This window comes from Pedococcus sp. P5_B7 (assembly GCF_054049895.1).
The window spans coordinates 188,456-214,834 of sequence record NZ_JBFULM010000002.1 but is presented as its reverse complement, the minus strand read 5'-3'; the positions used below and the strand labels follow the sequence as shown (position 1 = coordinate 214,834).

Below are 26,379 nucleotides of genomic sequence, written 5' to 3'. Positions count from 1 at the left end.
CAGCGCGCCGGACGACATCAGGGAGAGTTGCGTGGGGTTCCTCGGATTGGGCAAGGACGAGCCGCAGGTCGCACCGACCTCGGCGCTCGAGCAGGCCAAGGCCGGGCGGGAGGACTCCGGGATGTTCGCCGGCGCCGTCACCGGGCTGATCGAGAGCCTCCTCGACGTGGGCATCGACGGCAAGGGCCCGTTCGACTCCGCCCAGAAGGTCGCCGACGTCAAGCGCGCCGAGAAGCCCGATGCCGAGGAGGCCGTCGACGCCGTCGTACGGGGCCACCTCAAGCTCGCCGCGGCGGGTGGGTTCGTCACCGGTCTCGGCGGCTTCATCACGCTGCCCGTGGCGCTGCCGGCCAACGTCGTCGAGTTCTACGTCGTGGCGACCCGCATGGTTGCGGCCATCGCGTCGCTGCGCGGGTACGACATCAAGCAGCCGGAGATCCGCTCGGCCGTGCTGTTGACCCTGGTCGGGGCCGATGCCGACGACCTGCTCAAGAAGGCCGGGGTGGCCTCGACCGGACGCCTCGCCAACCTCGCGGCCCAGCGCCTGCCGGGTCCGGCGATGATGGTGGTCAACAAGGCGGTCGGGTTCCGGCTGCTGTCGACCGCCGGCAAGAAGACGCTGACGAAGTTCGGCAAGGGTGTCCCGGTCATCGGCGGCGTCCTCGGAGCCGGTCTCGACGGGTTCCTCCTCAAGAAGATCGCCGACCACGCCCGGCACGAGTTCCCCCGCAGGGCCACCGGGATCTGAGCGTGGTCACCGTGCTGCGAGGGAATCACCACGACCTCCGGGTCGTTTGCACCGTGTCCGGGCCAGTTGGCGTCCGGGAGCAAGGAGGACGTCCATGCCCATGAACCGATTCGGTGCCCTGCGCACCATCGCCACCGCGGTGCGCACCGCCACCCGTCCCGGGTCGCCAGGCATGGGGGAACGGCTGATGAGCCTGCCCAGGCTGTTCGCGGCCACCTTCCGCGGCGAGTATGCCGGGACGACCCGGGGGCGGCTGCTCCTGGTCCTCGGGGCGGTCGCCTACGTCGTGTCCCCGATCGACCTCATCCCCGAGCTGGCACTGTCGGTGTTCGGCCTGGCGGACGACGCCGTCGTCGTCTCGTGGATCGCGGCGACCGTGGTCAACGAGACGGAGTCCTTCCTGGCGTGGGAACGGCTGGACCCTGCCAGCAAGGGCGCAGCCGCGCACGAGACCGTCCAGGGCGACGTCCTGCGGTAGCGCGCGGCGGGGTCCTCAGGTCTTCCCCCGTCCTCGGGTCTGAGGGCGACGAGGCCCCACCCCAGCAGAGCCTCGATGGGGCGGTCCGGCGCGGATACGGCGCCGCACCGCCCCATCACTGTGCACGGGGGTGAGCCCTGACCCGCTCCGTCCACAGGGTGGTGGCACGACGGTGCCGAGGGGCTGCGCGGCCGGGAACGGTGGACCCATGAACTCCATCAGGTTGCGCAGCCAGGGCGACGTCGTCGCCGTCCTGCCCTACCAGCTCGGCTACCACCCCGAGGACTCGCTGGTCGTGGTCGCGCTGCGCGACCGGGCGGTCGTCCTGGTCGAGCGGGTCGACCTGCCCACCGCCACCGAGGCCCACGAGGCGTCCCGGGTGCTGATCCCGCCCCTGCTGCGCGAGGAGCCCGACGCGGTCCTGCTCGTCGCCTACGAGACGCGCAGGGGTGCAGGCCGGCCGGGGCTCGACACGGTCCGCGGTCACCTGGTCCGGGCCGGGGTGGAGGTGCTCGACCGGATGGTGGTGCGCGACGGCAGGTGGTTCGCGGTCGACTGCGTCGAAGGGTGCTGTCCCGCAGCCGGTTCGCCGATCCCCACGCCGGCCGACACGCCGGCGGTGGCGGAGTTCGTCGGGATCGGCGTCTCACCCCTGCCCGGTCGGGGAGCGCTCGCGGCACTCGTGGCTGCCGACCCGGCGCGCACCGCCCCCGTGGCGGCTGCCCTGGCCGAACGCGCCGCCCGGGCCGAGAGCGCAGGGAGGGCCGAGAGCGCAGGCAGGGCCGAGCGCACCGCCAGAAAGGAGCGCACCGGCACGGGTGGTCTGGGGCGGGCGGCCCACCGGTTCGAGGCGTTGTCGGTCTGGGCCGTTGCGCTGGGGCTCACGGGCGCAGGGGATGACGAGCCGATCGTCGAGACGTTGCGTCCCGACCAGGTCGCGCTGCTCGTCGACAGCCTCCGGGACCTCGGGCTCCGCGACGGACTGGTGGCGTGGCTGTGCCCGGGATCCCTGCCCCGGGACTGCCTGTCGCCCGACGTCGTGGACGCCGTCCACACCTGCCTGCCCCGCCCCGGTCACGACGAGACGCTGGCCGGGAGGCGACATCTGGTCCGGCTGCAGCACCTGGTCAGGGCCGTGCCCGACGAGCACGCCGCCGCCGCTCTGACGGTGCTGGCCAACCTCGCGTGGTGGCTCGGCGACGGCGCCTTCGCGAGGACCTGTCTGGAGCGTGCCCTGGGGGCCTCGCCCGGCTACCGGCTGGCCCTGCTGCTCGAGCGGATGCTCGATCTCGGGGTTCGTCCGGGCCGCGGGGCGGGACCTCGGGAGGACGCGTGGGCGGGGTGAGTGACCGAGCCGTGGTGGACGACGGCGACCACGTCCACGCAGCGGACGCAGCGGACAGGGGGAGGGCCGGCTCGTATGATGAGCGGCAGGTTATGAGTCCCAGCGCCAAGCCCCGGCTTGCTGGGCGGCAACCCTCCTCGCGGTGGGGTGCCCCGGGTGAAGACCCGGCCGACCCTCACCTGGGCGGCAAGCGCGAGCGCCACAGGAGCAGTTTCGATGACCACGACCTCCCCACCACGGGCCACTTCCGGGGCCTGGCGGGACGGCGACCCGGTCGGTCGCCGCCAGTTCGTCGACCTCGGCGCCGTCGAGCTCGAGCGCGGAGGGGTGCTGCCCGCGGTCCGGGTGGCCTACGAGACCTGGGGCGAGCTGAACGCCGCCGGCGACAACGCGGTGCTCGTGGAGCACGCACTGACCGGAGACAGCCATGTCGACGGGCCGACCGGGCCCGGTCACCCGACGCCCGGGTGGTGGGACGGCCTCGTCGGGCCGGGCAAGCCGCTCGACTCCGACCGCTACTTCGTCGTGGCCGCCAACGTGCTGGGTGGTTGCCAGGGCAGCACCGGGCCCTCGAGCCCCGCGCCCGACGGCAGGCCGTGGGCTAGCCGGTTCCCGTTCATCACGGTGCGCGACCAGGTGCAGACCGAGGCCCTGCTCGCCGACGCCCTCGGAGTCGACCGCTGGCACACCGTGCTCGGTGGCTCGATGGGTGGCATGCGGGCGATCGAGTGGGCGGTCACGCACCCCGACCGGATCGGCACGGCGATCGTGCTGGCCAGCACGGCATACGCCACCGCGGAGCAGATCGGCTGGTGCCAGGCGCAGCTGCTGGCCATCCGCTCCGACGCGCACTTCCACGGCGGTGACTACTACGAGCGCGGCACCGGACCCGAGACCGGGCTGGGGATCGCGCGGCGGATCGCGCACGTCACCTACCGCAGCGAGCTCGAGCTGCACGAGCGCTTCGGTCGCGAGCCGCAGCAGTCCGAGGACCCGTTGGGTGGCCGCGGTCGGTATGCCGTCGAGTCCTACCTCGACCACCATGCCGGGAAGCTGGCCGGGCGCTTCGACGCGAACTCCTACGTGGTCCTCACCGAGGCGATGAACTCGCACGACGTGGGTCGCGGTCGTGGGGGAGTGGCGGCAGCGCTCGAGCGGGTCACCGCCGACCTCGTGGTGGTGGCCGTCGACTCGGACCGGCTCTACCCCCCGAGGCTGTCGCACGAGCTCGCCGACGCGGTCCCCGGGACGGCGCTCCACACGGTCCACTCCGACTACGGCCACGACGGGTTCCTCATCGAGATCGAGCAGGTCGGCGCGATCGTGGCGAAGGTGCTGGCTGCGCCTGCCTGACCGGGGGATTTCCGGTACGGTCGGCGCAGCGGCTGCGGCCGCACGGGCACCATGGTCGGAGCAACGAGGCTCCGGTCAATACCGCCCCGGCCAACCCTGGGCCGATGAACAGACCGTAGGAGGTCCCCCGTGGCCATCGTTGTGGGATATGTCCCGACGAAGGAAGGGCGTGCGGCCCTGCGTCGCGCTGCTGACGAGTCCCTGCTTCGCAAGTCGAAGCTCATCGTCATCAACTCCCAGCGTGGTGGGCGCGACTTCGACGGTGAGGAGGCCAACCGCTTCGAGACCGAGCTCAGGCGCATCCAGGGCGAGCTCGACGAGGAGGGTCTGGAGCACGAGGTGCGTCAGCTGGTGCGGGGCAACGAGCCGGCCGAGGACCTCATCGCGGTGGCCGAGGAGGAGAACGCCGACTTCATCGTCATCGGGCTGCGTCGTCGCACCCCGGTCGGCAAGCTGATCCTGGGCTCGAACGCCCAGCGCATCCTGCTCGACGCCTCCTGCCCGGTGCTGGCCGTCAAGGCTGACGCCTGACCGAGCAGCCCGATCGACCTGCTGCGGCCGTCGGCGACCGGTGTCGCCGCGACGTTCGGCGCCATCCGTGACGCCGATGCGGGTTATGGGGGCATCTCGTTTTACAATGTCATCAACGAGGTCTCGACGGGTCAGCCCGAGCGGTCTCCGCAATACTTCCACTCCCGCCGTTGTTGTCACAGACATCCCCTCAAAGCATGGCTGTGATGACGTGCGCCGTGCCGCGAGTCCGCGACGAAAGGTAGTCCGTGTCGCCTGTGTCCAAGAAGGCTGCGAGCCCCGCACCGTCTCTCCCCCAGGAGTTCTCCCACCCCGCGCTGCAGAAGCTGCTCAAGCAGGGCCGTACCAACGGCTCCGTCGACAGCGCGCAGCTGCGTGACGCCCTCGAGGGGGCCGAGATCGCACCGAAGAGGATGAAGGCTGTGCTGCGTTCGCTGGACGAGCAGGGGATCCACGTGACCCTCGACTCGGCGACCGCCTCGCGTGCGGTGGCTGCCACCAGCACCCGCAAGAAGACGGCCACCGCGCCGGCCAAGAAGGCTGCGCCGAAGACCGCCGCGACCAAGACCGCGACCAAGGTCGAGGCCAAGGCCGACGAGTTGGCCCCGGCCAAGGCGACCGCGGCCAAGACGACCACGAAGGCGGCGAAGGCGGCCCCGGCCAAGGCGACCACGACGAAGAAGGCAGCCGCCGCCGCCGCAGGCGAGTCCGCACCGGCCGCCAGGAAGACGGCCACCGAGACCGCGGCGAAGACCGCCACCAAGGCGGCCGCCAAGGGCGCCGCAGACGACGCCACCCCCGCGGCTGGTGACGACGAGGTCGTGGAGGCCGAGCCCACCGAGGTGGTCGAGTCCGAGCTCGAGGACGTCGTCGTCGAGGACGAGACGGACGACGACAAGAAGGACGAGGAGTCCGAGGGCGCCGGCTTCGTCCTGCGCGACGACGACGAGGACGACGCTCCCGTGCAGCAGGTCGTCACCGCCGGCGCCACCGCCGACCCGGTCAAGGACTACCTCAAGCAGATCGGCAAGGTCGCCCTCCTCAACGCCGAGCAGGAGGTCGAGCTCGCCAAGCGCATCGAGGCCGGCCTGTTCGCCGAGGAGCGGCTCAACTCGGGCGACAAGATCGAGATGAAGCTCAAGCGCGAGCTCTGGTGGATCGCCCAGGACGGCAAGAAGGCCAAGAACCACCTGCTCGAGGCCAACCTGCGTCTCGTGGTCTCGCTGGCCAAGCGCTACACCGGCCGCGGCATGCTCTTCCTCGACCTGATCCAGGAGGGCAACCTCGGTCTGATCCGTGCGGTCGAGAAGTTCGACTACACCAAGGGCTACAAGTTCTCGACCTACGCGACGTGGTGGATCCGCCAGGCGATTACCCGCGCGATGGCCGACCAGGCCCGCACCATCCGCATCCCCGTGCACATGGTCGAGGTCATCAACAAGCTGGCCCGCGTGCAGCGCCAGATGCTCCAGGACCTCGGGCGCGAGCCCACCCCGGAGGAGCTCGCCAAGGAGCTCGACATGACCCCGGAGAAGGTCGTCGAGGTCCAGAAGTACGGTCGCGAGCCGATCTCCCTGCACACGCCCCTGGGTGAGGACGGCGACAGCGAGTTCGGTGACCTCATCGAGGACTCCGAGGCCGTCGTGCCCGCCGACGCGGTCAGCTTCACGCTGCTGCAGGAGCAGCTGCACTCGGTGCTCGACACGCTCTCCGAGCGTGAGGCCGGCGTGGTCTCGATGCGCTTCGGCCTGACCGACGGCCAGCCGAAGACGCTCGACGAGATCGGCAAGGTCTACGGCGTGACCCGTGAGCGGATCCGCCAGATCGAGTCCAAGACGATGAGCAAGCTGCGCCACCCGAGCCGCAGCCAGGTCCTGCGCGACTACCTGGACTGACGAGGCTGGACCGAGAGCAGAGCAGTACGCACGAAGGGCCCCCGAGAGTCTCGGGGGCCCTTCGCCGTGTGCCGGGGTCCGGTATGCCGCGTCGCGGCTACGCGCGGTAGTCGCGGCGCGCGTCGCGCCAGTCCTGGAACCGGTCGAGCGGGCGCCGCACCACGCGAGCCACGGCCGCGCGGCGGTCGCGCCACTCGAGCAGACCCTCGGTCGGCCACCAGGCGGCGCGCAGCCGGTCCTTGCGCCGCCGCACGCCGGAGACGGCCTTGACGACGGTCTGCGTGTCCGTGCGGATGTCGGTGACGGTCGACCCGGGAGGTGCGTAGCGCGAGGTCTCCACCCCGGACACGACGCGGCGCAGCGCCTCGGTCTGGTCACCCTCGAGGTATGCCTCCCGCTGGTAGAACCGGCCGGCCTGACGTGGGGTGCTGCCTCGTGGCGGGATGACGCCGAGGTCGCCGATCCGCTCGGTCATCGCCTGCCACTCGATCTCGACCCGGGTCGACTCGTCCGGCGCGTGCCGCAGCCTGCGCCGGAACCGGCTCCGGGCGGCGAGCGGTACAGCCAGCGACCCGAAGAGGCCCATGACGATCCCCAGCAGGATCCACAGCACGAGGCTGCGGGTCTGGGGGCCGAACCAGCTGCCGAGGCCCGAGTCGCTGCCGGTGGTCTTGGTCGGGTCGGTGGCTCCGGGGTCGTTGGCGCCGTCGGGGCGGGTCGGTTGCGCGGTCGCCCCGCCGGTGGCGGTGCTGGTCGACGTCGGGTCGGTGCCGGGGGTGGTCGGCGCCAGCGAGTAGGGCGGGGCGACCGTGCTCTGGGTGCCAGACGGCGTGGGTTCGAACCGCAGCCAGCCGATGCCCTCGAAGTACAGCTCGGGCCAGGCGTGGGCGTCGGACCCGCGTACCGTGTAGGTCCCGCGGTCGGCGGTGCCGGGCAGGAAGCCGATCGCCATGCGAGCAGGGATCCCGGCCTCGCGCGCCATCATCACCATGGCCGTGGCGAACTGGACGCAGTAGCCGACCTTGCTGCGCAGGAAGAGGGAGATCGCGTCGGGGCGCTCGTCCTGCCCCAGGTCGTTCTTCACCGTCTCGGGGAGGTCGAGGGAGTACCGGAACCCGCCGTCGGTGCGCAGGTACTTCTGGATGGCCCGCGCAGCCTCGATGCGGCTCGCGTCCTGCGGCACGACCTCACCGACCGTCTTGCTGACGATCTCCTGCGAGTCGGGGTCGACCCGCAGGTCCTCGCGCAGGAACCCACCCGTCGGTCCCTGCCGCGACTGGGCCAGGGATGCCTGGGTCGGGTTGAGGGCGAGGTAGGTGAAGCTGTAGGAGCTGGCCGAGCGGTTGACGACGGCGACCGAGGTGGTGCGGTCCAGGCCCCAGCTGATCCGGCCGAGGTCGGCGGTCACGAGGGGGGTGGGGGCGGCGATCTGCGGAGCCTCGATGCGCGAGTCCTCGACCGAGATCCGGTAGGTCTCGCGGGGCACGTCGTCACCGAGCTCTGCTGGCAGGGGCACCGAGCTCTGCCGGCTGTAGTCGACCTCGTCGCGCCCGGTCCGCCAGGTGTCGCCCTGGTAGTCCTCGAGCACCCCGACCCGCAGGGGAGTCAGGATGGCGGCGTTGGTGGTGTAGCTGAGGACGGGCGCCTTCGACAAGGTCTTGAGGCTCTTGGTCAGGTCGAGGGTGGACTTCAGCCCCACCTGACCGTCGCTGAAGCCGGTGGCCTCGTTGGAGCGGCCGAGGCCGTCGATGAGGTAACGGGTCGGGAAGTGCGGGATGACCACCGGCACGACGACCGCGGCCACGAGCCCGGCGACGGCCAGGCTCCGGCCCACCGCGGCATAGCCGTACGCCCCGTCGTGGTCCTCGGTGTTCCGGCGCCCCGTCGTGCTCATCGGCACGGTGGTGCTCCACCTCCGGAGCGAGGCGATGCCTTGCCGCCCCAGCATGAGCAGCCACAGGCCCCCCGCGGCCACGAAGAACATGGGGTGCAGGGAGTTGCCCGAGTTGGAGGCCGAGATGAGGAAGGCGGTCAACAGGGGCAGCCCGGCCAACGCGGGGGACCGCCGCATGACCGCGAGGTGGTCGACGACGACGGCGACCACACCGATGGCCAGGCCGATGGCCAGGGTGATCCCGCGGCCGGTCGGGGCAGGGGCGGCGTAGTTCTGGATCGTCTCGCGGGCCTCGACGAGGAGGTTGTTGAAGGCGAGGACGGTGTCGGTGTAGGGAAGGCCGTGCCAGAGGTGTCCGCGCCCGTAGACCCAGCCGGCGGCCAGGATGACGCCGACGAGCTGGGCGGTGGCGATCGCGACCCAGGAGCTGGTGAGCATCCGGCCCACCACCCCGACCACGACGACGGCCAGCACCATGGCCAGGGTCGGCCGGATCCACGTGTTCGGTGTGAAGAGGGTGGTCAACGGCCACGCGACGACGGCGGAGCACGCGCCCGCGATCAGCGAGTCGGCGAGGCGTCCGCGGGTCATGCCACACCCACCCGGCTCGTCGACCCGGAGAGCACTCCCCAGACCGAGGGCAGGTCGTCACCCGCGCCGACGACGGCCACCGTCCACCCCGCACCGCGGAGCACGGGCACGCAGGTGAGCTCGTCACTGCTGCCGGCCCGGTGTCGCCGGGTGGCGGTGAAGCCGTCGGGGTCCAGCACGATGGCCAGCGCGGTCCCACCGGGCTGGCGCAGCGAGGCCACCCGACGGGCGAGCTCCTCGTCGAGGTCGGTGACGACGGCCAGGACCAGGCCGCCGAAGGCGGTCACCGGGTGGGCGGACTGGAGGACGTCGCCGAACTGGTCGTCCGATCCGGTCTCGGCCATCGCCAGGACGTCGAGCATCGGGTCGACCTCCATGGCACTGGCCGCCCGGCTGTCCTCGGCGGTCTCGTCACTGATGAGGTGCACGGCATACCCCTGGTCGAGCAGGTGCGCGGCGACCGAGGCGCACGCGGTCACGCCCCACTCGAACGAGCCGGACGTGCCGGAGCCGTGGTGCCCACGCGCTCGCGAGTCGAGGACGATCGCGGCGCGGCGACGCGCAGGTCGGTCTTCCTGGCGGACCATCAGCTCGCCGGTCTTGGCCGTCGCCGGCCAGTGGATGCGACGCAGGTCGTCGCCGTCGCGGTAGGAGCGGATCGACACGTCGTCCTCGCCGTGCAGGGCCACCATGTGCGGGATGGCGCCCTCGGCGCCGACCCCGCTGCCCGGGGGCTGTCCGCCGCCGAGCGGCACGATCTTCGGCAGCACGAGGATGTCGCTCGACCCCGAGATCGCGGCCACGCGCGTGCTCAGGCCGAACGGGTCACGCAACCGGACCCCGAGTGGGCCCAGCCGATGCCGCCCGCGCACGTGGGAGCGCACCGAGTAGTGCACCTCCTGCCGGTCACCGCGGCGCAGGCGCGGCACCACGAAGCGGGGCCGGTCGCCGAGGGCGTAGTCGAGCTGTTCCTCCGCCATCAGCAGGGGGCTGGCCCCACCGCCGGCGTTCTCGATGGCGAGCGTGACCAGGGACTGCTCGTCGACCTGGATGCGTCCCGGCACGGCGGTGCGCTCGAGCGCGAACCGCAGGTCGTGCCGGCGCATCAGCAGTCCGCTGAGGAGGGGGAGGGCGACGAGCAGCACACCGATCCGGGTGAGGTCGGTGAAGCCGAGCCCGATCCCGCACAGCACCAACGTGATTCCCGCCGCGACGAACGCACGACCGCGGGTCGTGAGCAGGTCTCGGATTCGACGCACGGCCGCCCCTCAGCGGCCGGAGGCCGGGACGGGCACCCGCCGCATGAGGTCCTGCAGAACCTCCCCGGTGCTGCGTCGCGCGAGCTGGGTCTCACCCGTGGGGATGATGCGGTGGGCCAGGACCGGAAGCACGATCGACTGGACGTCGTCCGGCAGCACGTGGTCGCGTCCCTCCAGCGCGGCGTGCGCGCGGGAGGCACGGAGCATGTGCAGGGTGGCGCGGGGGGAGGCCCCGAGCCGCAGCGCCGAGCTCGAGCGGGTGGCGGCCGACAGGTCCACGATGTACTGCTTGATCGCGTCACTGGTGAACACCGAGCGCACCGCCCGGACCATCGCCGAGACCGTCGCGGCGTCGGTCACCGGCTGCAGGGTCTCGAGCGGGGAGACCTGCCCGTGGCTGTCGAGCATCGCGACCTCGGCGCGCGAGGACGGGTACCCGAGGGAGATACGGGCCATGAAGCGGTCGCGCTGGGCCTCGGGGAGGGGGTAGGTGCCCTCCATCTCGATGGGGTTCTGGGTGGCCATCACGATGAACGGCTTGGGGAGGTCGTAGGTCTGGCCGTCGACGGTGACCTGGCCCTCTTCCATCGACTCGAGCAGGGCCGACTGCGTCTTCGGTGAGGCACGGTTGATCTCGTCGCCGACGACGACGTTGGCGAAGATCGCGCCGGGCCGGAACTCGAAGTCGCGGACGTCCTGGTTGAACACGCTGACGCCGGTGATGTCGCTGGGGAGCAGGTCGGGGGTGAACTGCACCCGTCGCACGGAGCAGTCGATCGACCGGGCCAGGGTCTTGGCCAGCATGGTCTTGCCGACGCCGGGCACGTCCTCGAGCAGGAGGTGGCCCTCGGCGAGCAGGACGGTGATCGCCGTGTGCACGACGTCCGGCTTGCCCTCGATCACGGTGTTGATGGCCCGCGCCAGCCGTCCGGCGACCTCGGTCACCTGCCCCAGGGAGGCGGGTGACCCCGCGGGGAGGGAGAGCAGGCTCTCCGGCTTGGTGGTGCCCACTGGTGTCGTGGGTGCTGCCTGCTTGGTGCCGTCGTCCTCGTGCCTGGCTTGCACCGGCTGTCCTTCCGTCGTCCCCATGGCCGCCACGTTGCGTCCCCTCCGGGTGGTCGATCGATCTTCCCCCACAACGCACCACCAAAACAGGGGGTATGCCGTCTCGTGACCTGTGAAGACGGCTCCACCCGTCGTTCGGCACCGCTGGGCCGGCGGATGGGGCCGCGCGGGGAGGCGGTGCGCGGCTGTTGCCGGCCGTCTCGGGAGTCGTCCGAGACCCGATCGGCCTAACGGTGAGGATCTTGCACCACTTTCCACCACCACTCTGACCTGCAGAAACATAGAACTTGGGGTGAGAAGTTGGGCAAAGTGGCTGCCTTGGCGGGTGACGGTGGAGTAAAGTGGGGGAAACGAGAGGACCGTGGGGTCCTCGACCGGGTCGGCAGGGGAGGTGGGCGTGATGTTTCTCGGGACGCACAGCCCCCGACTCGACGACAAGGGCCGGCTCTTCCTGCCCGCCAAGTTCCGCGACCGGATGTCCGACGGGCTGGTCGTGACCCGGGGCCAGGAGCGCTGCCTCTACGTCTTCCCGATGGACGAGTTCCTCAAGGTCACCCAGCAGATGCAGGCGGCCCCGACCACGAGCAAGGCCGTTCGCGACTTCACCCGTGTCTTCCTCTCGGGCGCCTCCGACGAGGTGCCGGACAAGCAGGGCCGCGTCACCATCCCTGCCACCCTGCGCGCCTACGCCGGCCTCACCCGCGAGTGCACCGTCATCGGTGCCGGCTCACGCGTCGAGGTCTGGGACACCACGGCGTGGAACGCCTACCTCGAGTCCACCGAGCAGGGCTTCTCCGACCAGTCCGAGGAGGTCATCCCCGGACTCCTCTGACCGTGCCCCTGGAGCCAGGTCTCCAGCCGCTTCGCTTCCCGGGACGACTTCCCCCGTCCCGGGCCGCATCCCTTGGAGCGGATGGAGACCTGACCGCAGGGCCACCCCAGCAGCACCGCAGCCACACCGCACCGAAGCCACACCAGCCAGCACCGCACCCAGCAGCACCGCACCGAAGCCACACCGCACCAGCACCGTCCAGCAGGAGATGTCGATGAACGCACGAGGAATGGCCGCCGACCGGCACGTTCCCGTTCTTCGCGACCGCATCGTCGAGCTGCTGGCCCCGGCCCTCGAGGCGCCCGGCGCCGTCTACCTCGACGGGACCCTCGGCATGGGAGGCCACGCCGAGGCCATCCTCGAGCGCTGCCCCGCCGCGCACGTCGTGGGCATCGACCGCGACCAGGAGGCCCTGGCGCTCGCGGCCGAGCGGCTCGAGCCGTATGCCGGTCGCGTCACCTTCGTCCACGCCGTCTACGACGACGTGCCGCGCGCCCTCGCCGAGGCGGGGGTGGACCACCTCGACGCCGCGCTCTACGACCTGGGGGTGTCCTCGCTCCAGCTCGACGAGACCGACCGTGGCTTCTCGTACAGCCAGGACGCACCGCTGGACATGCGGATGGACCAGTCGGCCGGGCTCACCGCCGCCGAGGTGCTCAACACCTACGACGCCAGCGACCTCGAGACCGTGCTGCGCGACTTCGGCGAGGAGCGGTTCGCCCGCAAGATCGTCGCGGCCATCGTCCGCGAGCGCGAGGCCGAGCCCTTCACCACCTCTGGGCGACTCGTCGACCTGCTCAAGAAGGTGGTCCCCGCGGCGTCGCAGAAGAGCGGGGGACACCCGGGCAAGCGCACCTTCCAGGCCCTGCGCATCGAGGTCAACGCGGAGCTGTCGGTCTGGGCAGCGGCCCTGCCGCGCGCGATCGACTCGCTGGCCGTCGGTGGACGCATCGCGGTCCTGTCGTACCACTCGCTCGAGGACCGCATCACCAAGCGCGTCCTCACCGCCGGCGCCAAGGGCAGCAGCCCCCAAGGGCTCCCGGTCGAGCTGCCCGAGCACGCGGCATACCTGCGGCTGCTGACCCGGGGCGCCGAAGAGGCGAGCGCCGAGGAGCAGGCCAGCAACCCCCGATCCGCCTCGGTGCGCCTGCGCGCCGCCGAGCGCACCCGAAGCACTCCTGCCACCCATACCAACCCCAGCACCACGAAGGGAACGCACCGATGAGCCAGCAGCAGACTGCGACGGCGAGGGTCGCATCTCGGGCCCCCGCCCGGAGGGTCGCCCCTCCGCAACCGCTGCGGGTCGTCCCGGCTGCCGTGGGGCACCCGGGCAACGGCGTCTTCGCCGCGTTCTGCATGACCCTGCTGTGCGCGGGGCTGTTCGGCCTGCTCATGCTCAACACCGCCATGGCCGAGGGGTCGTTCACCCTCCACAACCTGCAGTCGACCTCCGGCGAGCTCGCCGACACCCAGGACGCCCTGACCCAGGCGATCGACGCCCAGCGCAGCCCCGCGAACCTCGCGACGCGGGCGACCCGGCTGGGCATGGTCCCGGCCGACTCCGCTGCGTTCCTGCGGCTGTCGGACGGCAAGGTCCTCGGCGTGGCGAAGCCGGCGAAGAAGGAGAGCGGCTTTACCGTGGTGACGGCTCCTGCGGTGGTGTCGGCCAAGGCGTTGCGGGCCGGGACGACCAAGCCCAGCGAGCCGTCGACCCGCGTCACGAAGAAGGGGGATGTGACGACGACGACGGTGGTGGTGACCAAGCCCGACGGCTCGGTCCAGACCACGGTCACGAGTGTCAACGCGAAGACCAACACCACGACGAGCACCACGACCACCAAGGCGAAGAAGCCGGGCCCCACGCCGACTGCCGCGCACTGACCCCACTGCTCGACCACCCCCCAGCCACGGCACCCAGGACAAGGACGCGAGGTACCCAGTGACGCAGACCCGAGGCAGCCGCCCCGGAGCCCCGCGCCCCACTGCGTCCCCGGGTCCTCGTGGTGCCCGCACCGGCGCACCGCACCCCAAGGCCGGCGACCCCCGCGCCACGGCCACGCGCAGGCAGCCCGGCCCCGGCAAGGCGAAGCCGAGCAAGGCCACCAAGACCAGCGGGTCGAGCAAACCGCCCAAGGCCACGGCCACCAAGCCCGCGCGCGCGGCCCAGCGACCGGCCTCGCCGCCGCGCCCGCCGGGTCGGCGCAAGGTCGGCCTCGACGGGTCCAGCCCGCGTCGCCGGATGCGCACCATGACGGTCGCCGTCCTGTTCATCTTCAGCATCTTCGGCGCGCAGCTGCTGCGCCTGCAGGGCTTCGACGCCTCGGCGGTCTCCAAGGATGCCCAGTCGTCGCGTACCGCGACGATCCCCCTGCCTGCGCTGCGTGGCTCGATCACCGACCGCAACGGCACGATCCTCGCCTCGAGCATCGAGCGGCGCACCGTGACCGTCGACCAGACTGCGGTGCCCTTCTACAAGAAGACCGTCAACGGCAAGCTCACGACGGTGGGCGTGGCCGGTGCCGCAGCCGACCTGTCACCGCTGCTCGGCATCCCCGTGGCCAGCCTGACCAAGGAGCTGGACGGCAAGGCGAAGTACCGCATCCTGCAGAAGAACGTCACGCCCCTCAACTGGCGCAAGATCTCCCAGCTCGGCATCAACGGGATCTACTCCGAGGCGACGTCCGACCGCGTCTACCCGACCTCCACCGCCGCATCGGCCCTCGTCGGCTTCGTCCAGTCGGACGGCTCGGCCGGTGGCGGGCTCGAGGTCCTGATGGACAAGACCCTCAAGGGCACGTCGGGCAAGACCATCTTCGAGCAGTCGCAGGACGGCCGGCCGATCCCCAACGCCCGCCAGGAGACGATCAACCCCGTCCCCGGTCGCGAGGTGCAGCTGACCATCGACTCCGACCTGCAGTGGTTCGCCCAGAACGCCGTGGCGCAGAAGGTGATCGAGACCCAGGCCCTCTCCGGGACGGTGGTCGTCGAGAACGTCAAGACCGGCGAGCTGCTCGCCGTCGCGTCCTACCCGACCTTCGACCCCAACCAGCCCGGGCAGTCCAGTGCGAACTGGACCAACAAGGCCTTCAACGACGTCTACGAGCCGGGTTCGACGGGCAAGGTAATGACGGCCGCCGCCGCGATCGAGCAGGGCGTGGTCACGCCGTCCACCGTGGTCGAGGTGCCCAACCGCATCCGCCGCGCCGCCACGGAGTTCAAGGACAGCCACGACCACCCGACCGAGTACCTCACCTTCGCCGGGGTCCTCGCGCAGTCCAGCAACATCGGCACCATCCTGGCTGGCGAGAAGGTCAAGGCGTCGACGATGTACGACTACTTCAAGAAGTTCGGCCTCGGCCAGACCTCCGGGATGGGCTTCCCCGGTGAGGGTCCCGGTCTGCTGACCAACGTCAAGGACTGGAACGGCTCCCAGCGCTACACGGTGCTCTTCGGTCAGGGCCTGTCGGTCAACGCCCTGCAGGCCGCCGGGGTCTTCCAGACCATCGCCAACGACGGCGTCCGGATCCCGCCGCGGATCGTGGCCGCCACCGGCGACGGCAAGGGCGGCTTCACCCCGACGGAGAAGCCGGCCCCCGTGAAGGTGGTCTCGCCCGAGACGGCCAAGCAGGTGCGCGACATGCTCGAGGGCGTCGTCGGCAAGGAGGGCACCGCGCCCGAGGCCAAGATCCCCGGCTACCGCGTGGCCGGCAAGACGGGCACCGCCGACCGTTACGACGCGCGGGTCGGTGGCTACTCGGGCAAGACCGCCAGCTTCATCGGGTTCGCCCCCGCGGACGACCCCGAGATCGTCGTCGCGGTCACGCTGCAGCGACCGATCAAGGGTTACTTCGGCGGCGTGGTCGCCGGGCCGGTCTTCCACGACGTGATGACCTACGCGCTCCAGGAGCTCCAGATCCCGCCGACGGGCACCACCTCCCCGGTGGCGAAGATCCGCGTCGACAAGACTCCGCCCGCGAGTGACACCACGGTGCTCCGCGACCGGAGGTCGGGGGCATCCGGCGCCTCCCGCTGACGGTAGGCTCGCTGTCCGTGTCATCACCCCGTCCGTCGTCCCCGCACGCCACCCTCGCTGCGGTGGCCTCCCTGGTCGGTGGTGAGCTGGCGGGTCCCGACCGCGAGGTCACAGGCGTGACCCTCTCGTCGCAGGACGTGGTCGAGGGAGACCTCTACGCGGCCCTTCCCGGGGCCAACACCCACGGCGCGAGGTATGCCGCGGGGGCACGGGACGCCGGCGCCGTCGCCGTGCTCACCGACGCGGCTGGTGCCGAAGCCCTGGACGCCGACGGCATCGACCTGCCGCTGGTCGTGGTCGAGGACCCCCGCAGCCACGTGGGCCAGGTGGCCTCGCTGGTCTACGGGACGGTGGACCTCCCGCTGCGGATGTACGGCGTGACCGGGACGAACGGCAAGACCACCACGGCCTACCTCGTCAACTCGGCGCTCCTCGCGCTGGGTCACACGACCGGCCTCATCGGCACCGTGGAGACCCGCATCGGCGACGAGCGGATCAAGAGCGTCCGGACGACCCCGGAGGCCACCGTCCTGCACGCCCTGCTCGCCGTGATGACCGAGCGCGGCATCGACTCCTGCGTGATGGAGGTCTCGAGCCACGCCCTGAGCCAGCACCGCGTGGACGGGGTCGTCTACGACGTCGCGCTGTTCACCAACCTGTCCCAGGACCACCTCGACTTCCACCCGACGATGCGCGACTACTTCCTGGCCAAGGCCGACCTGTTCACCCCCCAGCGGTCGCGCACCGGCATCGTCTGCGTCGACGACGAGTGGGGCCGGGAGCTGGCCACCATCTCCACGGTGCCCGTGACCACGCTGACCTCGCTGGCCGACGTCGACGCCGACTGGCGCCTCGTGGCGGGGGAGGAGGACCCGGCCACCTTCACGCTGTCCGACGGGTCGACCACGCTGCACCTGCGCTCGGCGCTGCCCGGTGACTTCAACCGCGTCAATACCGCGATGGCCGCGCTGGCCCTGCTCTCCGCAGGGATCCCCGCCGACGACGCCCAGCGGGCACTCCTCGTCGACCCCCACGTGCCCGGCCGGATGGAGCGAGTCGTCGTCGGACGGCTGGGCGGTCCCACGACCGCACAGGGCGCCGCGGCCGACCTGCCGCTCGTCGTCGTCGACTACGCCCACACCCCCGACGCGGTCGCCGCGGCGCTCAAGGCGTTGCGGCCCGCGACGAGCGGACGACTGGTCGTCGTGCTGGGCGCCGGGGGAGACCGCGACCGCGGCAAGCGGGCCGCGATGGGACGCGCTGCCGCCGAGGGGGCCGACCTCGTCGTGGTCACCGACGACAACCCGAGGTCCGAGGCGCCCGAGGCGATCCGCGCTGCGGTCCTCGACGGCGCCCGCGCCGCCGGCAGGTCCGCCACGCTGCGGGACGTCGAGGGACGGGCGAGCGCCATCGCGCAGGCCGTCCGCGCCGCCCACGAGGCCGGCCCGGGCAGCGTCGTCGCCATCGTCGGCAAGGGCCACGAGACCGGTCAGGAGATCGCCGGCACGGTGCATCCCTTCGACGACCGGGACGAGGCCCGACGCGCCCTCGAGTCCCTCCTGGGCGAGGACCCGCACGACTCAGACGGGGGAGAGCGATGATCCCGATGTCCCTGGCGCAGATCGCCGAGGTCACCGGTGGACGCCTGCACGGCCTCGACGACCGGGCCGCCGCCTCCCTGGTCGTCGACGGACCCGTCGTCACCGACTCCCGCGAGGCCGGGCCCGGTGGTCTCTACATCGCCCGCATCGGTGAGCAGCTGGACGGTCACCAGTTCGTCGCCTCGGCCGCTGGGCTGGGCGCCGTGGCGGCGATGACCACCCGTCCCGTCGACGAGCTGCCGTGCGTGGTCGTCGACGACATCCAGGACGGGCTGGCGTCCCTCGCGCGCGCCGTCGTGGACCGTCACCCCGACCTCACCGTCATCGGCATCACCGGCTCGTCCGGCAAGACCTCCACCAAGGACCTGCTCGCCAGCGTGCTGTCCAGCGCCGCGCCGACCGTCGCCCCGGTCGGGTCGCTCAACTCCGAGGTGGGCGTGCCGCTGACCGTCTTCCGGGTCGAGCCGCAGACTCGGTTCCTCGTCGTGGAGATGGGTGCCCGGGGCGTGGGCCACATCGCCTACCTCACGCGAATCGCCCCGCCCCGCATAGGAATCGAGCTCAACGTCGGCACAGCCCACGTGGGGGAGTTCGGGTCGCGCGAGGCGATCGCAGTGGCCAAGGCGGAGCTCGTGCAAGCCCTCCCGGCCACCGGCCTCGCGGTGCTCAACGTCGACGACCCGGCGGTCCGAGCCATGGCTTCCACGACCGTCGCCCGCGTGCAGCTGGTGGGGTCAGGAGCAGAGGCCGACGTGCGGGCCACGGACACCACGCTCGACGAGTCGGGTCGGCCGACCTTCCGGGTGACGACCCGGGATGCCAGTGCGGAGGTGACCTTGCCGCTGCACGGCGAGCACCACGTCGGCAACGCGCTGGCCGTCGTCGCTGCCGCCCTCGAGTGCGGCCTGGAGCTGCCTGACATCGTCTCCGCCCTGGCCACGGCGACGCCGGTCTCCCGCTGGCGGATGGAGGTCACCGAGCGCGCCGACGGCGTGACGGTCGTCAACGACGCCTACAACGCCAACCCCGACTCGATGCGCGCCGCCCTCAAGGCGCTGGTGGCGATGGGCGGCGGACGCGGCGGCGCTGACACCGCTCCGGCCCGCCGGACCTGGGCCGTGCTCGGGTCGATGCTCGAGCTGGGCGACGACTCCACGGCCGAGCACGACGCGATCGGCCGGCTCGCCGTGCGGCTCAACATCGCCAGGCTCGTCGTGGTGGGAGACACCGCCCGACCGATGGCCTCGGGCGCCCAGCACGAAGGGTCGTGGGGCGACGAGGCGGTCTGGGTGCCCGACGCGGAGGCCGCCTACGCCCTGCTCGCCCAAGAACTTCGTCCCGGTGACGTCGTGTTGTTCAAGTCCAGCCGCGATGCCGGACTACGGTGGCTCGGAGACAGACTGGCGAGCGACGGCGCGGACACCACCGGCGCAGCGAGCCGCACGGACACCAGCGCCGGGAACAGCGCGGACAACAGCGAGGAGGGCACGACGTGAAGGCGGTGCTGCTCGCTGCCGTCATCTCCCTCGTGGGCGCGCTGTTCGGCACCCCGATGTTCATCAAGTTCCTCGTCCGCCGCGGGTACGGCCAGTTCATCCGCGACGACGGCCCCACGTCGCACCACACCAAGCGCGGCACGCCCACCATGGGTGGCGCGGTCATCATCGGCTCCAGCCTCGCGGCATACGGGCTCGCGCACGTCATCACCGGCACGCCGCTGACGTGGAGCGGCGTGCTCGTGTTGTTCCTCATGGCCGGGCTGGGCCTGGTCGGCTTCCTCGACGACTACATCAAGATCACCAAGCAGCGCAGCCTCGGGCTGCGCTCCCGCGAGAAGCTGGCCGGCCAGACCCTCGTGGCGGTCGTGTTCGCGGTGCTGGTGCTGCAGTTCCCCAACACCAAGAACCGCACGCCGGGGTCCACGCACATCTCGTTCGTGCGTGACACACCCATCAACCTGGCGTTCGCCGGCACGCTGCTGGGCCTGATCCTCTTCATCATCTGGGCCAACATCATGATCGCGGGCACGTCCAACGGCGTGAACCTCACCGACGGCCTCGACGGGCTGGCGACCGGCGCCTCGGTGATGGTGTTCGCGGCCTACGTCCTCATCGGCATCTGGCAGGGCAACCAGAACTGCCAGACGACGCCGGGGCTGAAGTGCTACGAGGTCCGCGACTCGAGAGACCTGGCGGTGGTGGCGGCCGCCGCCATGGGTGCCTGCTTCGGCTTCCTGTGGTGGAACGCCTCACCGGCGAAGATCTTCATGGGAGACACCGGATCGCTCGCGCTCGGCGGGGGGCTGGCCGGTCTGGCCATCACCACCCGCACCGAGCTGCTCGTCGTCATCCTGGGTGGGCTGTTCGTGACGATCACCCTCTCGGTGATCATCCAGGTCGGGTCGTTCAAGATGACCGGCAAGCGGGTCTTCCGGATGGCCCCGTTGCAGCACCACTTCGAGCTGCTCGGGTGGAACGAGGTCACCATCGTCATCAGGTTCTGGATCATCGCGGGGCTCTTCGTCGCGCTCGGACTCGGCCTGTTCTACGCCGAGTGGGTGGTGGGCGCAGCGTGACCGGGCGGCTCGACGGGCTCACCAACGGCGGCGCCGACTGGGGCGGCATCCACGTGGTCGTCGCCGGTCTCGGCGTGAGCGGCTTCGCCGCCGCCGATGCGCTGCACGAACGAGGAGCCCGCGTGGTCGGGGTCGACGGTGGGGACCCCGAGGTCAACACCGCCCTCGGCGAGCGCGCCCGGATCCTCGACATCCTCGGCGTGGACGTGCGCCTGGGCCCCGAGCACGTGACCGGTATGCCGGCCGGCCAGGTGCCCGACCTCGTCGTCACCTCACCGGGGTGGCGCCCCGACCAGCAGCTGCTCCGCGCAGCCGTGCAGGCCGGCATACCCGTCTGGGGCGAGGTCGAGCTGGCCTGGCGGATGCGTGCCGAGGTGGGCCCCGCGCCCTGGCTGACCATCACCGGCACCAACGGCAAGACGACGACGGTCGAGATGCTCGCCTCGATGCTGCGGGCGGCCGGCCTGCGCGCCACCGCGGCCGGCAACGTCGGCACGCCGATCCTGGAGGCCGTGCTCCACCCCCAGCCCTACGACGTCATCGCGGTGGAGCTGTCGAGCTTCCAGCTGCACTGGTCCGACTCCATCGCCCCCTACTCGTCGGCCTGCCTCAACGTCGCCCCCGACCACCTCGACTGGCACGGGTCGCTCGAGGAGTACCAGCGGGCCAAGGGCAAGGTCTACGCGCGCACCAAGGTCGCCTGCGTCTACAACGTGCAGGACCCTGTCACCGAGCAGCTCGTGAGGGACGCCGAGGTGCAGGACGGGTGCCGTGCCATCGGCTTCACCCTCGGCACCCCGGCCCTGTCGATGGTGGGGGTCGTCGACGACATCCTCGCCGACCGGGCCTTCGTCGAGCAGCGCAAGACCTCCGCGGCCGAGCTGGCCACCCTCGACGACGTCCGTGGCGCCGCCGCGACACTGGCGCCCCACAACCTCGCCAACGCCCTCGCGGCCGCGGCGCTGGCGCGGTCCTACGGCGTCGCGCCGTTGGCGGTCCGCGACGGGTTGCGCGCGTTCACGCCCGACCCCCACCGCATCGCCGACTGCGGTGAGGTCGACGGGGTCCGTTACGTCGACGACTCCAAGGCCACCAACCCGCACGCGGCGGCCGCGTCGCTGCACGCGTTCGAGCACGTGGTCTGGATCGCCGGCGGGCTGCTCAAGGGGGCCGAGGTCGAGGACCTCGTGCGCGACGCCGTGGGGCAGCTGCGCGGCGTGGTCCTCATCGGGGCCGATCGCGCCAGGCTCGCCGAGGCGTTGGCCCGACACGCGCCGGATGTCCCGGTCGTCGAGGTGCCGAGCACGGACACTGGGGTCATGGAGACCGTCGTCGCGCGCGCAGCCGAGCTCGCCCAGCCCGGCGACGTCGTGCTGCTCGCGCCCGCGGCGGCCTCGATGGACATGTTCCCCAACTACGGTGCCCGGGGCGACGCCTTTGCCGCGGCGGTCGCCCGCCGCGCCGGGTCCACGGGGGAGTAGCCGTGAGCAGTGCCACCGCCGCACCCCCGCGGGCGCGGACCGGGTCGCGCGCCTCGGTGACCCAGGACGAGCCGGGCCGGGTCGGCGGCTGGCTCCAGCGGCTCGACTCCCCGGTGACGAGCTACTACGTGCTGCTCAGCGTCACCATCGTGCTCGTGGTCATCGGGCTGATCATGGTGCTGTCCGCCTCGTCCGTGAAGTCCCTGGTGCAGACCGACAACGCGACGCCCTACGTCTACTTCCGCAAGCAGCTGCAGTTCGCCGCGATGGGCGCGATCGCCATCATCGTCGCCGCGCGGGTGCCCCTGCGCGCGTGGAAGGCGCTCTCGGTGCCGATCCTCGTGGGCGCCCTCTTCCTCCAGCTCCTCGTCTTCACGCCGCTCGGGGTGTCGGTGAACGGCAACCGCAACTGGCTCGCCGTGGGTCCGATCTCGCTCCAGCCGTCGGAGTTCGCCAAGGTCGGGCTCGTCCTGGTGGGGGCCACGGTGCTGACCGCCAAGCGCAAGCTGCTCGGCCGGATGGCCCACGTGGTCGTCCCGTTCCTGTTCCCGGTCTCGGCCGTCACGATCGGCTTGGTGCTGCTCGGTCACGACCTCGGCACCGTCATGGTGATGGGTGGCATCGTCGCGGCCCTGCTGTTCGCGGCTGGGGTGCCGCGCCGGATGTTCGTCTACGGCGGGGCGCTCTTCGGTGCGCTGGCGGTGACGATGGTCCTGACGAGCGCGAACCGGCTGCAGCGGTTCGACGTCTGGCTCGGCAAGGACACCAACCCCTACGGCGGCTACCGCCAGACCCTCCACGGCCGCTACGCGCTGGCCGACGGCGGCTGGTGGGGTGTCGGGCTCGGAGCCAGCCGCGAGAAGTGGCAGTGGCTGCCCGAGGCGCACAACGACTTCATCTTCGCGATCCTCGGCGAGGAGCTGGGGCTGCCGGGCACCCTCGTGCTGCTCGGGCTGTTCTGCGCCCTGGCGCTGGTCTGCTACCGCATCGTGTTGCGCTCCAACGACACGTTCGTCCGGGTCGCCACCGCCGGGGTGATGGCCTGGATCGTCTGCCAGGCCACCATCAACATCGGCGCGGTCATCGGCCTGCTCCCCGTCATCGGTGTGCCGCTCCCGCTGGTGTCCTACGGCGGGTCCTCGCTCATGACCACGATGTTCGCCCTCGGCATGCTGCTGTCCTTCGCACGCCAGGAGCCCGGCTGCCGTGAGGCGCTGTCGGCGAAGCCCTCCGTGGTCCGCCGCTCCCTTGCTGTCCTGCCGGGGCGTCGGGGACGTCGCTGATGTCCGCTGACTCTCCCTCGTCGGTCCTGCTGGCCGGTGGTGGGACGGCTGGTCACGTCTCCCCGCTGCTCGCCCTGGCCGACTGCCTGCGCCGCCGCGACCCGGACATCCGCGTCACCGCGCTCGGCACCGAGTCGGGCCTCGAGGCGCGGCTGGTCCCCGAGCGCGGCTACCCGTTGCTGACCGTGCCGAAGGTGCCCCTGCCCCGCAGACCCTCAGGAGACCTGCTGCGCCTGCCGGGCAACCTGCGCGCCGCCGTGGCTGCGGCCGAGCAGGCCATCGCCGAGACCGGGGCCCAGGTCGTCGTCGGCTTCGGCGGCTACGTCTCCACCCCCGCCTACCTTGCGGCCCGGCGCCGGCACGTCCCGGTGGTGGTGCACGAGCAGAACGCCCGCTCCGGGCTCGCCAACCGCCTCGGGGCGCGGATGACGCGGTTCGTCGCGACCACGTTCGCGAGCACCAAGCTCGCCCATGCCACGGCCATCGGCATGCCGCTGCGCCGCGAGATCACCCAGCTCGACCGGGTCGCGGCCCGCCCCGAGGGGCTCGCGCACTTCGGGCTCGACCCCCAGTGGCCCACCGTCCTCGTGACCGGTGGCTCGCTCGGGGCGCAGCGCCTCAACACCGCCTTCGAGGCCCGCGTGGACGCGTTGCGGGCGTCGGGGGTGCAGGTCCTGCACCTGACCGGCGCAGGCAAGGAGTTCGAGGTCGCCACCGGTGGTCCCGGAGCCCCCTACGTCGTCGCGCCCTACGCCGACCGCATGGACCTGGCCTATGCCGCCGCCGACCTCGTGGTCGCGCGCGCCGGTGCCAACACCGTCTGCGAGCTCACGGCGGTCGGGCTCCCCGCGGTCTACGTGCCGCTGCCGATCGGCAACGGCGAGCAGCGGTTCAACGCTGCTGACGTCGTGGCCGCAGGTGGTGGGCTGTTGGTGGAGGACGCGGCGCTGACCCCGGCGTGGATCGACAGCACCCTCGTCCCGCTGGTGTCCGACCGCGACCGCCTCGACGCCATGGCGGCGGCGTCGGCCGCCACGGGGGAGCGGGGCGCCGACGAGCTCCTTGCCGACATGGTCCTCGCTGCCTACGCGGAATCCGTTGCGGGGCAACGATGAACGGCGCCAACGACCGCTTCGACTTCACCGCGCCCATCCCTCCGCTGGAGGAGCTCGGGGCGATCCACTTCATCGCCATCGGTGGCGCCGGCATGTCTGGCGTGGCCCGCGTGATGCTCGCCCGCGGCTGCTCGGTGAGCGGCTCCGACGCGAAGCAGTCGCCGGTGCTCGCCGCGCTGGCCGCCGAGGGAGCGGACGTCCACGTGGGCCACGACGCGGCATACGTGGAGGGCAAGGACACCGTGGTGATCTCCTCGGCGATCCGCGAGTCCAACATCGAGCTCCTGGCCGCACGCGCTGCGGGTCTCCGGGTGCTGCACCGCTCGCAGGCGCTGGCCAGCACGATGGCCGACTCGCGCCGGGTCGCCGTCGCAGGCGCCAACGGCAAGACGACGACGACCTCGATGCTCACCGTGGCGCTCCAGCACTGTGGCATCGACCCGTCGTTCGCGGCGGGCGGGGAGCTCGCGAAGCACGGCACGAACGCCCACTGGGGGACCGGCGAGGTCTTCGTCGCCGAGGCCGACGAGAGCGACGGCTCGTTCCTCGTCTACCGACCCGAGGTCGCGGTCGTGACGAACGTGCAGCCCGACCACCTCGACTTCTACGGGAGCTTCGAGCGGGTCAGGGAGGCGTACGCCTCCTTCGCCGCCACGATCCTGCCCGGTGGCCTCTTGGTCGCCTGCGAGGACGACGAGGGCTCCCGCGAGCTCGCCCGGCTCGCACGGGCAGCAGGCACTCGCGTGCTCACCTACGGCTGGTCGACCGAGGCCGACGTCGTCCTGCGGGGCGAGGTGTTCCGCGGCCTGATGGGCCGCGTGACGGTCACCGGCCAGGACGGCGTCGACCGCAACCTGCGGATCAACATCCCGGGGCGACACAACCTCCTCAACGCGGCGGCCGCCTACACCGTGGCCGTCGATGGGCTCGGCCAGGACCCCACCCGCGTCCTCGACGGGCTGTTCGGGTTCACCGGCACGCGGCGCCGGTTCGAGCCCAAGGGCTCGGCGGCCGGGGTCTCCGTGGTCGACGACTACGCGCACAACCCCGGCAAGGTGGCCGCGGTCGTCAGCACCGGTGCCGAGCTCGTGGGTGAGGGCCGCCTCGTCGTGGTCTTCCAGCCGCATCTCTACTCACGCACCCGTGACTTCGCCTGGGAGTTCGCCGCGGCCCTCGCGCCCGCCGACGTGGTCGTCCTGATGGAGGTCTATGCCGCACGGGAGGACCCGATGCCCGGGGTCTCCTCCCAGCTCGTCGCGGACGCCCTGCGCGAGCTCCGTCCCGACGCCGACGTCTCGGTCGTCTCCTCCTGGTCGGCCGTGGCCGGCCACGTGGCGGGGCTGGTCCGCGCCGACGACCTCGTCCTCACCGTGGGTGCCGGGGACGTGACGATGATCGGGCCCGAGATCCTGCGCGCCCTCGGCCAGGCATGAGCCAGCACCCCCGCTCCTCGGGTCACCGGACCGCCACGCGCACCGGGCTCGCGTCGTCCCGAGCCAGGTTCCAGCGTCGCGCCCACGAAGTGCGACAGCGTCCCCTCCGGCTCCTCGGGTATGCCGCGGCGGCCGTCGTCGTGATCGGTCTGCTCGGGTGGGTGGTCGGTTTCAGCCCGGTCCTGTCGGTGCGCACCGTCGAGGTCGTGGGGGTCCCCGAGTCGGAGGTCGCCGCCATCCGCACGCTGGCGAAGGTGCCGGTGGGCCAGCCCCTGGCACGGGTCGACAGCGCCGCCGTCGCGGCGCGGGTGGCGGAGCGGGCCACCGTCGCCGATGTGTCGATCGAGCGTTCCTGGCCCAGCACGCTGGTCATCCACGCGAGTCCCCGCCAGCCCTTCCTGGTGGTCAAGAACCCTCAAGGTCAACTACAGGTTGTGGATGAGACGGGGGTCGCGTACGCCCACGTCACCAAGGCTCCGGCCGGGGTGCCGACGGTGAATGCCGCGACCCAGGCCGCCCTGTCGCACGACGCCCTCGCGGCGGCCGTCAGCGTGGTGAAGGTGCTGCCCGCGACGACGCAGAAGCGGGTCAGCAACGTGACGGTCAGCAGCGCGAACCTGGTCACGCTGAAGATCGGGCGCACCTCGATCGTCTGGGGCGGGGTGAACGAGCCCGAGCGCAAGCTGGCCATCATGACGGCGTTGCTCAAGGGCAACCCGAAGCTCATCGACGTCAGCGCTCCGAGCACGCCCGTGACCCGCTGAGGGGCCAGTGGGGGAGGGCGTCAACCAGGCCCGGCTCGGCGTGTCAGAATGGTGCGAATGAGGCTGGTGTGACGGGTGTGACGACCAGTCCGGACCGCGTCGG

At 71.6% G+C, this 26,379-nt stretch carries 21 protein-coding genes and 1 riboswitch; of the genes, 18 read left to right on the top strand and 3 right to left on the bottom strand.

Annotated elements, in window-relative coordinates:
* Positions 1-31: 31 nt before the first annotated feature.
* The 6 genes from ACXJKD_RS03820 to ACXJKD_RS03795 all read left to right on the top strand — a co-directional run bounded on the left by ACXJKD_RS03820 (position 32) and on the right by ACXJKD_RS03795 (position 6,350).
* Entirely contained in the window at positions 32-748 is a 717-nt protein-coding gene (locus ACXJKD_RS03820; protein WP_457253059.1) for an EcsC family protein, read from the top strand.
* A gap of 94 nt (positions 749-842) precedes the next feature.
* Positions 843-1,226 carry a YkvA family protein gene (locus tag ACXJKD_RS03815; protein ID WP_457253057.1) on the top strand — a complete coding sequence of 128 codons (384 nt, stop codon included), beginning with the start codon at positions 843-845 and terminating at the stop codon, positions 1,224-1,226.
* A gap of 208 nt (positions 1,227-1,434) precedes the next feature.
* Positions 1,435-2,571: a DUF4192 domain-containing protein gene (locus ACXJKD_RS03810; protein ID WP_457253055.1), complete on the top strand. Its 1,137-nt coding sequence runs from the start codon at positions 1,435-1,437 to the stop codon at positions 2,569-2,571.
* Positions 2,572-2,659: 88 nt separating this feature from the next.
* Positions 2,660-2,770: riboswitch (SAM riboswitch) on the top strand.
* A gap of 17 nt (positions 2,771-2,787) precedes the next feature.
* Positions 2,788-3,924 carry a homoserine O-acetyltransferase MetX gene (gene metX / locus ACXJKD_RS03805; protein WP_457253053.1) on the top strand — a complete coding sequence of 379 codons (1,137 nt, stop codon included), beginning with the start codon at positions 2,788-2,790 and terminating at the stop codon, positions 3,922-3,924.
* Positions 3,925-4,053: 129 nt separating this feature from the next.
* Positions 4,054-4,455, top strand: a complete 402-nt coding sequence (locus tag ACXJKD_RS03800) for a universal stress protein (RefSeq protein WP_457253051.1) — start codon at positions 4,054-4,056, stop codon at positions 4,453-4,455.
* Positions 4,456-4,712: 257 nt separating this feature from the next.
* Positions 4,713-6,350, top strand: coding sequence for an RNA polymerase sigma factor (locus ACXJKD_RS03795; protein ID WP_457254154.1), 1,638 nt, complete (start codon positions 4,713-4,715; stop codon positions 6,348-6,350).
* 97 nt (positions 6,351-6,447) lie between these two features.
* Here ACXJKD_RS03795 and ACXJKD_RS03790 read toward each other — a convergent pair whose 3' ends face one another.
* The 3 genes from ACXJKD_RS03790 to ACXJKD_RS03780 are packed head-to-tail and all read right to left on the bottom strand — an operon-like array spanning position 6,448 to position 11,183.
* Positions 6,448-8,835, bottom strand: a complete 2,388-nt coding sequence (locus tag ACXJKD_RS03790) for a transglutaminaseTgpA domain-containing protein (RefSeq protein WP_457253049.1) — start codon at positions 8,833-8,835, stop codon at positions 6,448-6,450.
* The gene (locus tag ACXJKD_RS03785) at positions 8,832-10,094 is read right to left on the bottom strand and encodes a DUF58 domain-containing protein (RefSeq protein ID WP_457253047.1); all 1,263 of its coding nucleotides are present in this window, start codon (positions 10,092-10,094) and stop codon (positions 8,832-8,834) included. The genes ACXJKD_RS03790 and ACXJKD_RS03785 overlap by 4 nt, the downstream gene beginning before the upstream one ends.
* A gap of 9 nt (positions 10,095-10,103) precedes the next feature.
* Positions 10,104-11,183, bottom strand: a complete 1,080-nt coding sequence (locus ACXJKD_RS03780) for an AAA family ATPase (RefSeq protein ID WP_457253044.1) — start codon at positions 11,181-11,183, stop codon at positions 10,104-10,106.
* Positions 11,184-11,559: 376 nt separating this feature from the next.
* On the opposite strand from ACXJKD_RS03780, the gene mraZ reads away from it, so the two are divergent.
* From mraZ to ACXJKD_RS03720, 12 genes are all read left to right on the top strand, one after another.
* Positions 11,560-11,991, top strand: coding sequence for a division/cell wall cluster transcriptional repressor MraZ (mraZ, locus tag ACXJKD_RS03775; RefSeq protein WP_457254153.1), 432 nt, complete (start codon positions 11,560-11,562; stop codon positions 11,989-11,991).
* 214 nt (positions 11,992-12,205) lie between these two features.
* Positions 12,206-13,216 carry a 16S rRNA (cytosine(1402)-N(4))-methyltransferase RsmH gene (gene rsmH, locus ACXJKD_RS03770; RefSeq protein ID WP_457253042.1) on the top strand — a complete coding sequence of 337 codons (1,011 nt, stop codon included), beginning with the start codon at positions 12,206-12,208 and terminating at the stop codon, positions 13,214-13,216.
* Entirely contained in the window at positions 13,213-13,872 is a 660-nt protein-coding gene (locus tag ACXJKD_RS03765; RefSeq protein WP_457253040.1) for a hypothetical protein, read from the top strand. The genes rsmH and ACXJKD_RS03765 overlap by 4 nt, the downstream gene beginning before the upstream one ends.
* Before the next feature lie 58 nt (positions 13,873-13,930).
* The gene (locus ACXJKD_RS03760) at positions 13,931-16,024 is read left to right on the top strand and encodes a penicillin-binding transpeptidase domain-containing protein (protein ID WP_457253038.1); all 2,094 of its coding nucleotides are present in this window, start codon (positions 13,931-13,933) and stop codon (positions 16,022-16,024) included.
* A 17-nt stretch (positions 16,025-16,041) separates the two neighbouring features.
* The gene (locus ACXJKD_RS03755; protein WP_457253036.1) at positions 16,042-17,625 is read left to right on the top strand and encodes a UDP-N-acetylmuramoyl-L-alanyl-D-glutamate--2,6-diaminopimelate ligase; all 1,584 of its coding nucleotides are present in this window, start codon (positions 16,042-16,044) and stop codon (positions 17,623-17,625) included.
* Positions 17,622-19,121 (top strand): UDP-N-acetylmuramoyl-tripeptide--D-alanyl-D-alanine ligase, encoded by a 1,500-nt coding sequence (locus ACXJKD_RS03750; RefSeq protein WP_457253034.1) that lies wholly within the window; start codon positions 17,622-17,624, stop codon positions 19,119-19,121. Before ACXJKD_RS03755 ends, ACXJKD_RS03750 begins: the two co-directional genes overlap by 4 nt.
* Positions 19,118-20,200, top strand: coding sequence for a phospho-N-acetylmuramoyl-pentapeptide-transferase (mraY, locus tag ACXJKD_RS03745; RefSeq protein WP_457253032.1), 1,083 nt, complete (start codon positions 19,118-19,120; stop codon positions 20,198-20,200). Before ACXJKD_RS03750 ends, mraY begins: the two co-directional genes overlap by 4 nt.
* The gene (murD, locus tag ACXJKD_RS03740; RefSeq protein WP_457253030.1) at positions 20,197-21,681 is read left to right on the top strand and encodes a UDP-N-acetylmuramoyl-L-alanine--D-glutamate ligase; all 1,485 of its coding nucleotides are present in this window, start codon (positions 20,197-20,199) and stop codon (positions 21,679-21,681) included. Before mraY ends, murD begins: the two co-directional genes overlap by 4 nt.
* A 2-nt stretch (positions 21,682-21,683) precedes the next feature.
* Positions 21,684-22,964: a putative lipid II flippase FtsW gene (ftsW, locus tag ACXJKD_RS03735; protein ID WP_457253028.1), complete on the top strand. Its 1,281-nt coding sequence runs from the start codon at positions 21,684-21,686 to the stop codon at positions 22,962-22,964.
* Positions 22,964-24,079, top strand: coding sequence for an undecaprenyldiphospho-muramoylpentapeptide beta-N-acetylglucosaminyltransferase (gene murG, locus ACXJKD_RS03730; protein ID WP_457253026.1), 1,116 nt, complete (start codon positions 22,964-22,966; stop codon positions 24,077-24,079). The genes ftsW and murG overlap by 1 nt, the downstream gene beginning before the upstream one ends.
* Positions 24,076-25,512, top strand: a complete 1,437-nt coding sequence (gene murC, locus ACXJKD_RS03725) for a UDP-N-acetylmuramate--L-alanine ligase (protein WP_457253024.1) — start codon at positions 24,076-24,078, stop codon at positions 25,510-25,512. Before murG ends, murC begins: the two co-directional genes overlap by 4 nt.
* A complete protein-coding gene (locus ACXJKD_RS03720) occupies positions 25,509-26,276 on the top strand; it encodes a cell division protein FtsQ/DivIB (protein WP_457253022.1) in 768 nt (255 codons plus the stop codon). Before murC ends, ACXJKD_RS03720 begins: the two co-directional genes overlap by 4 nt.
* Positions 26,277-26,379: the final 103 nt, after the last annotated feature.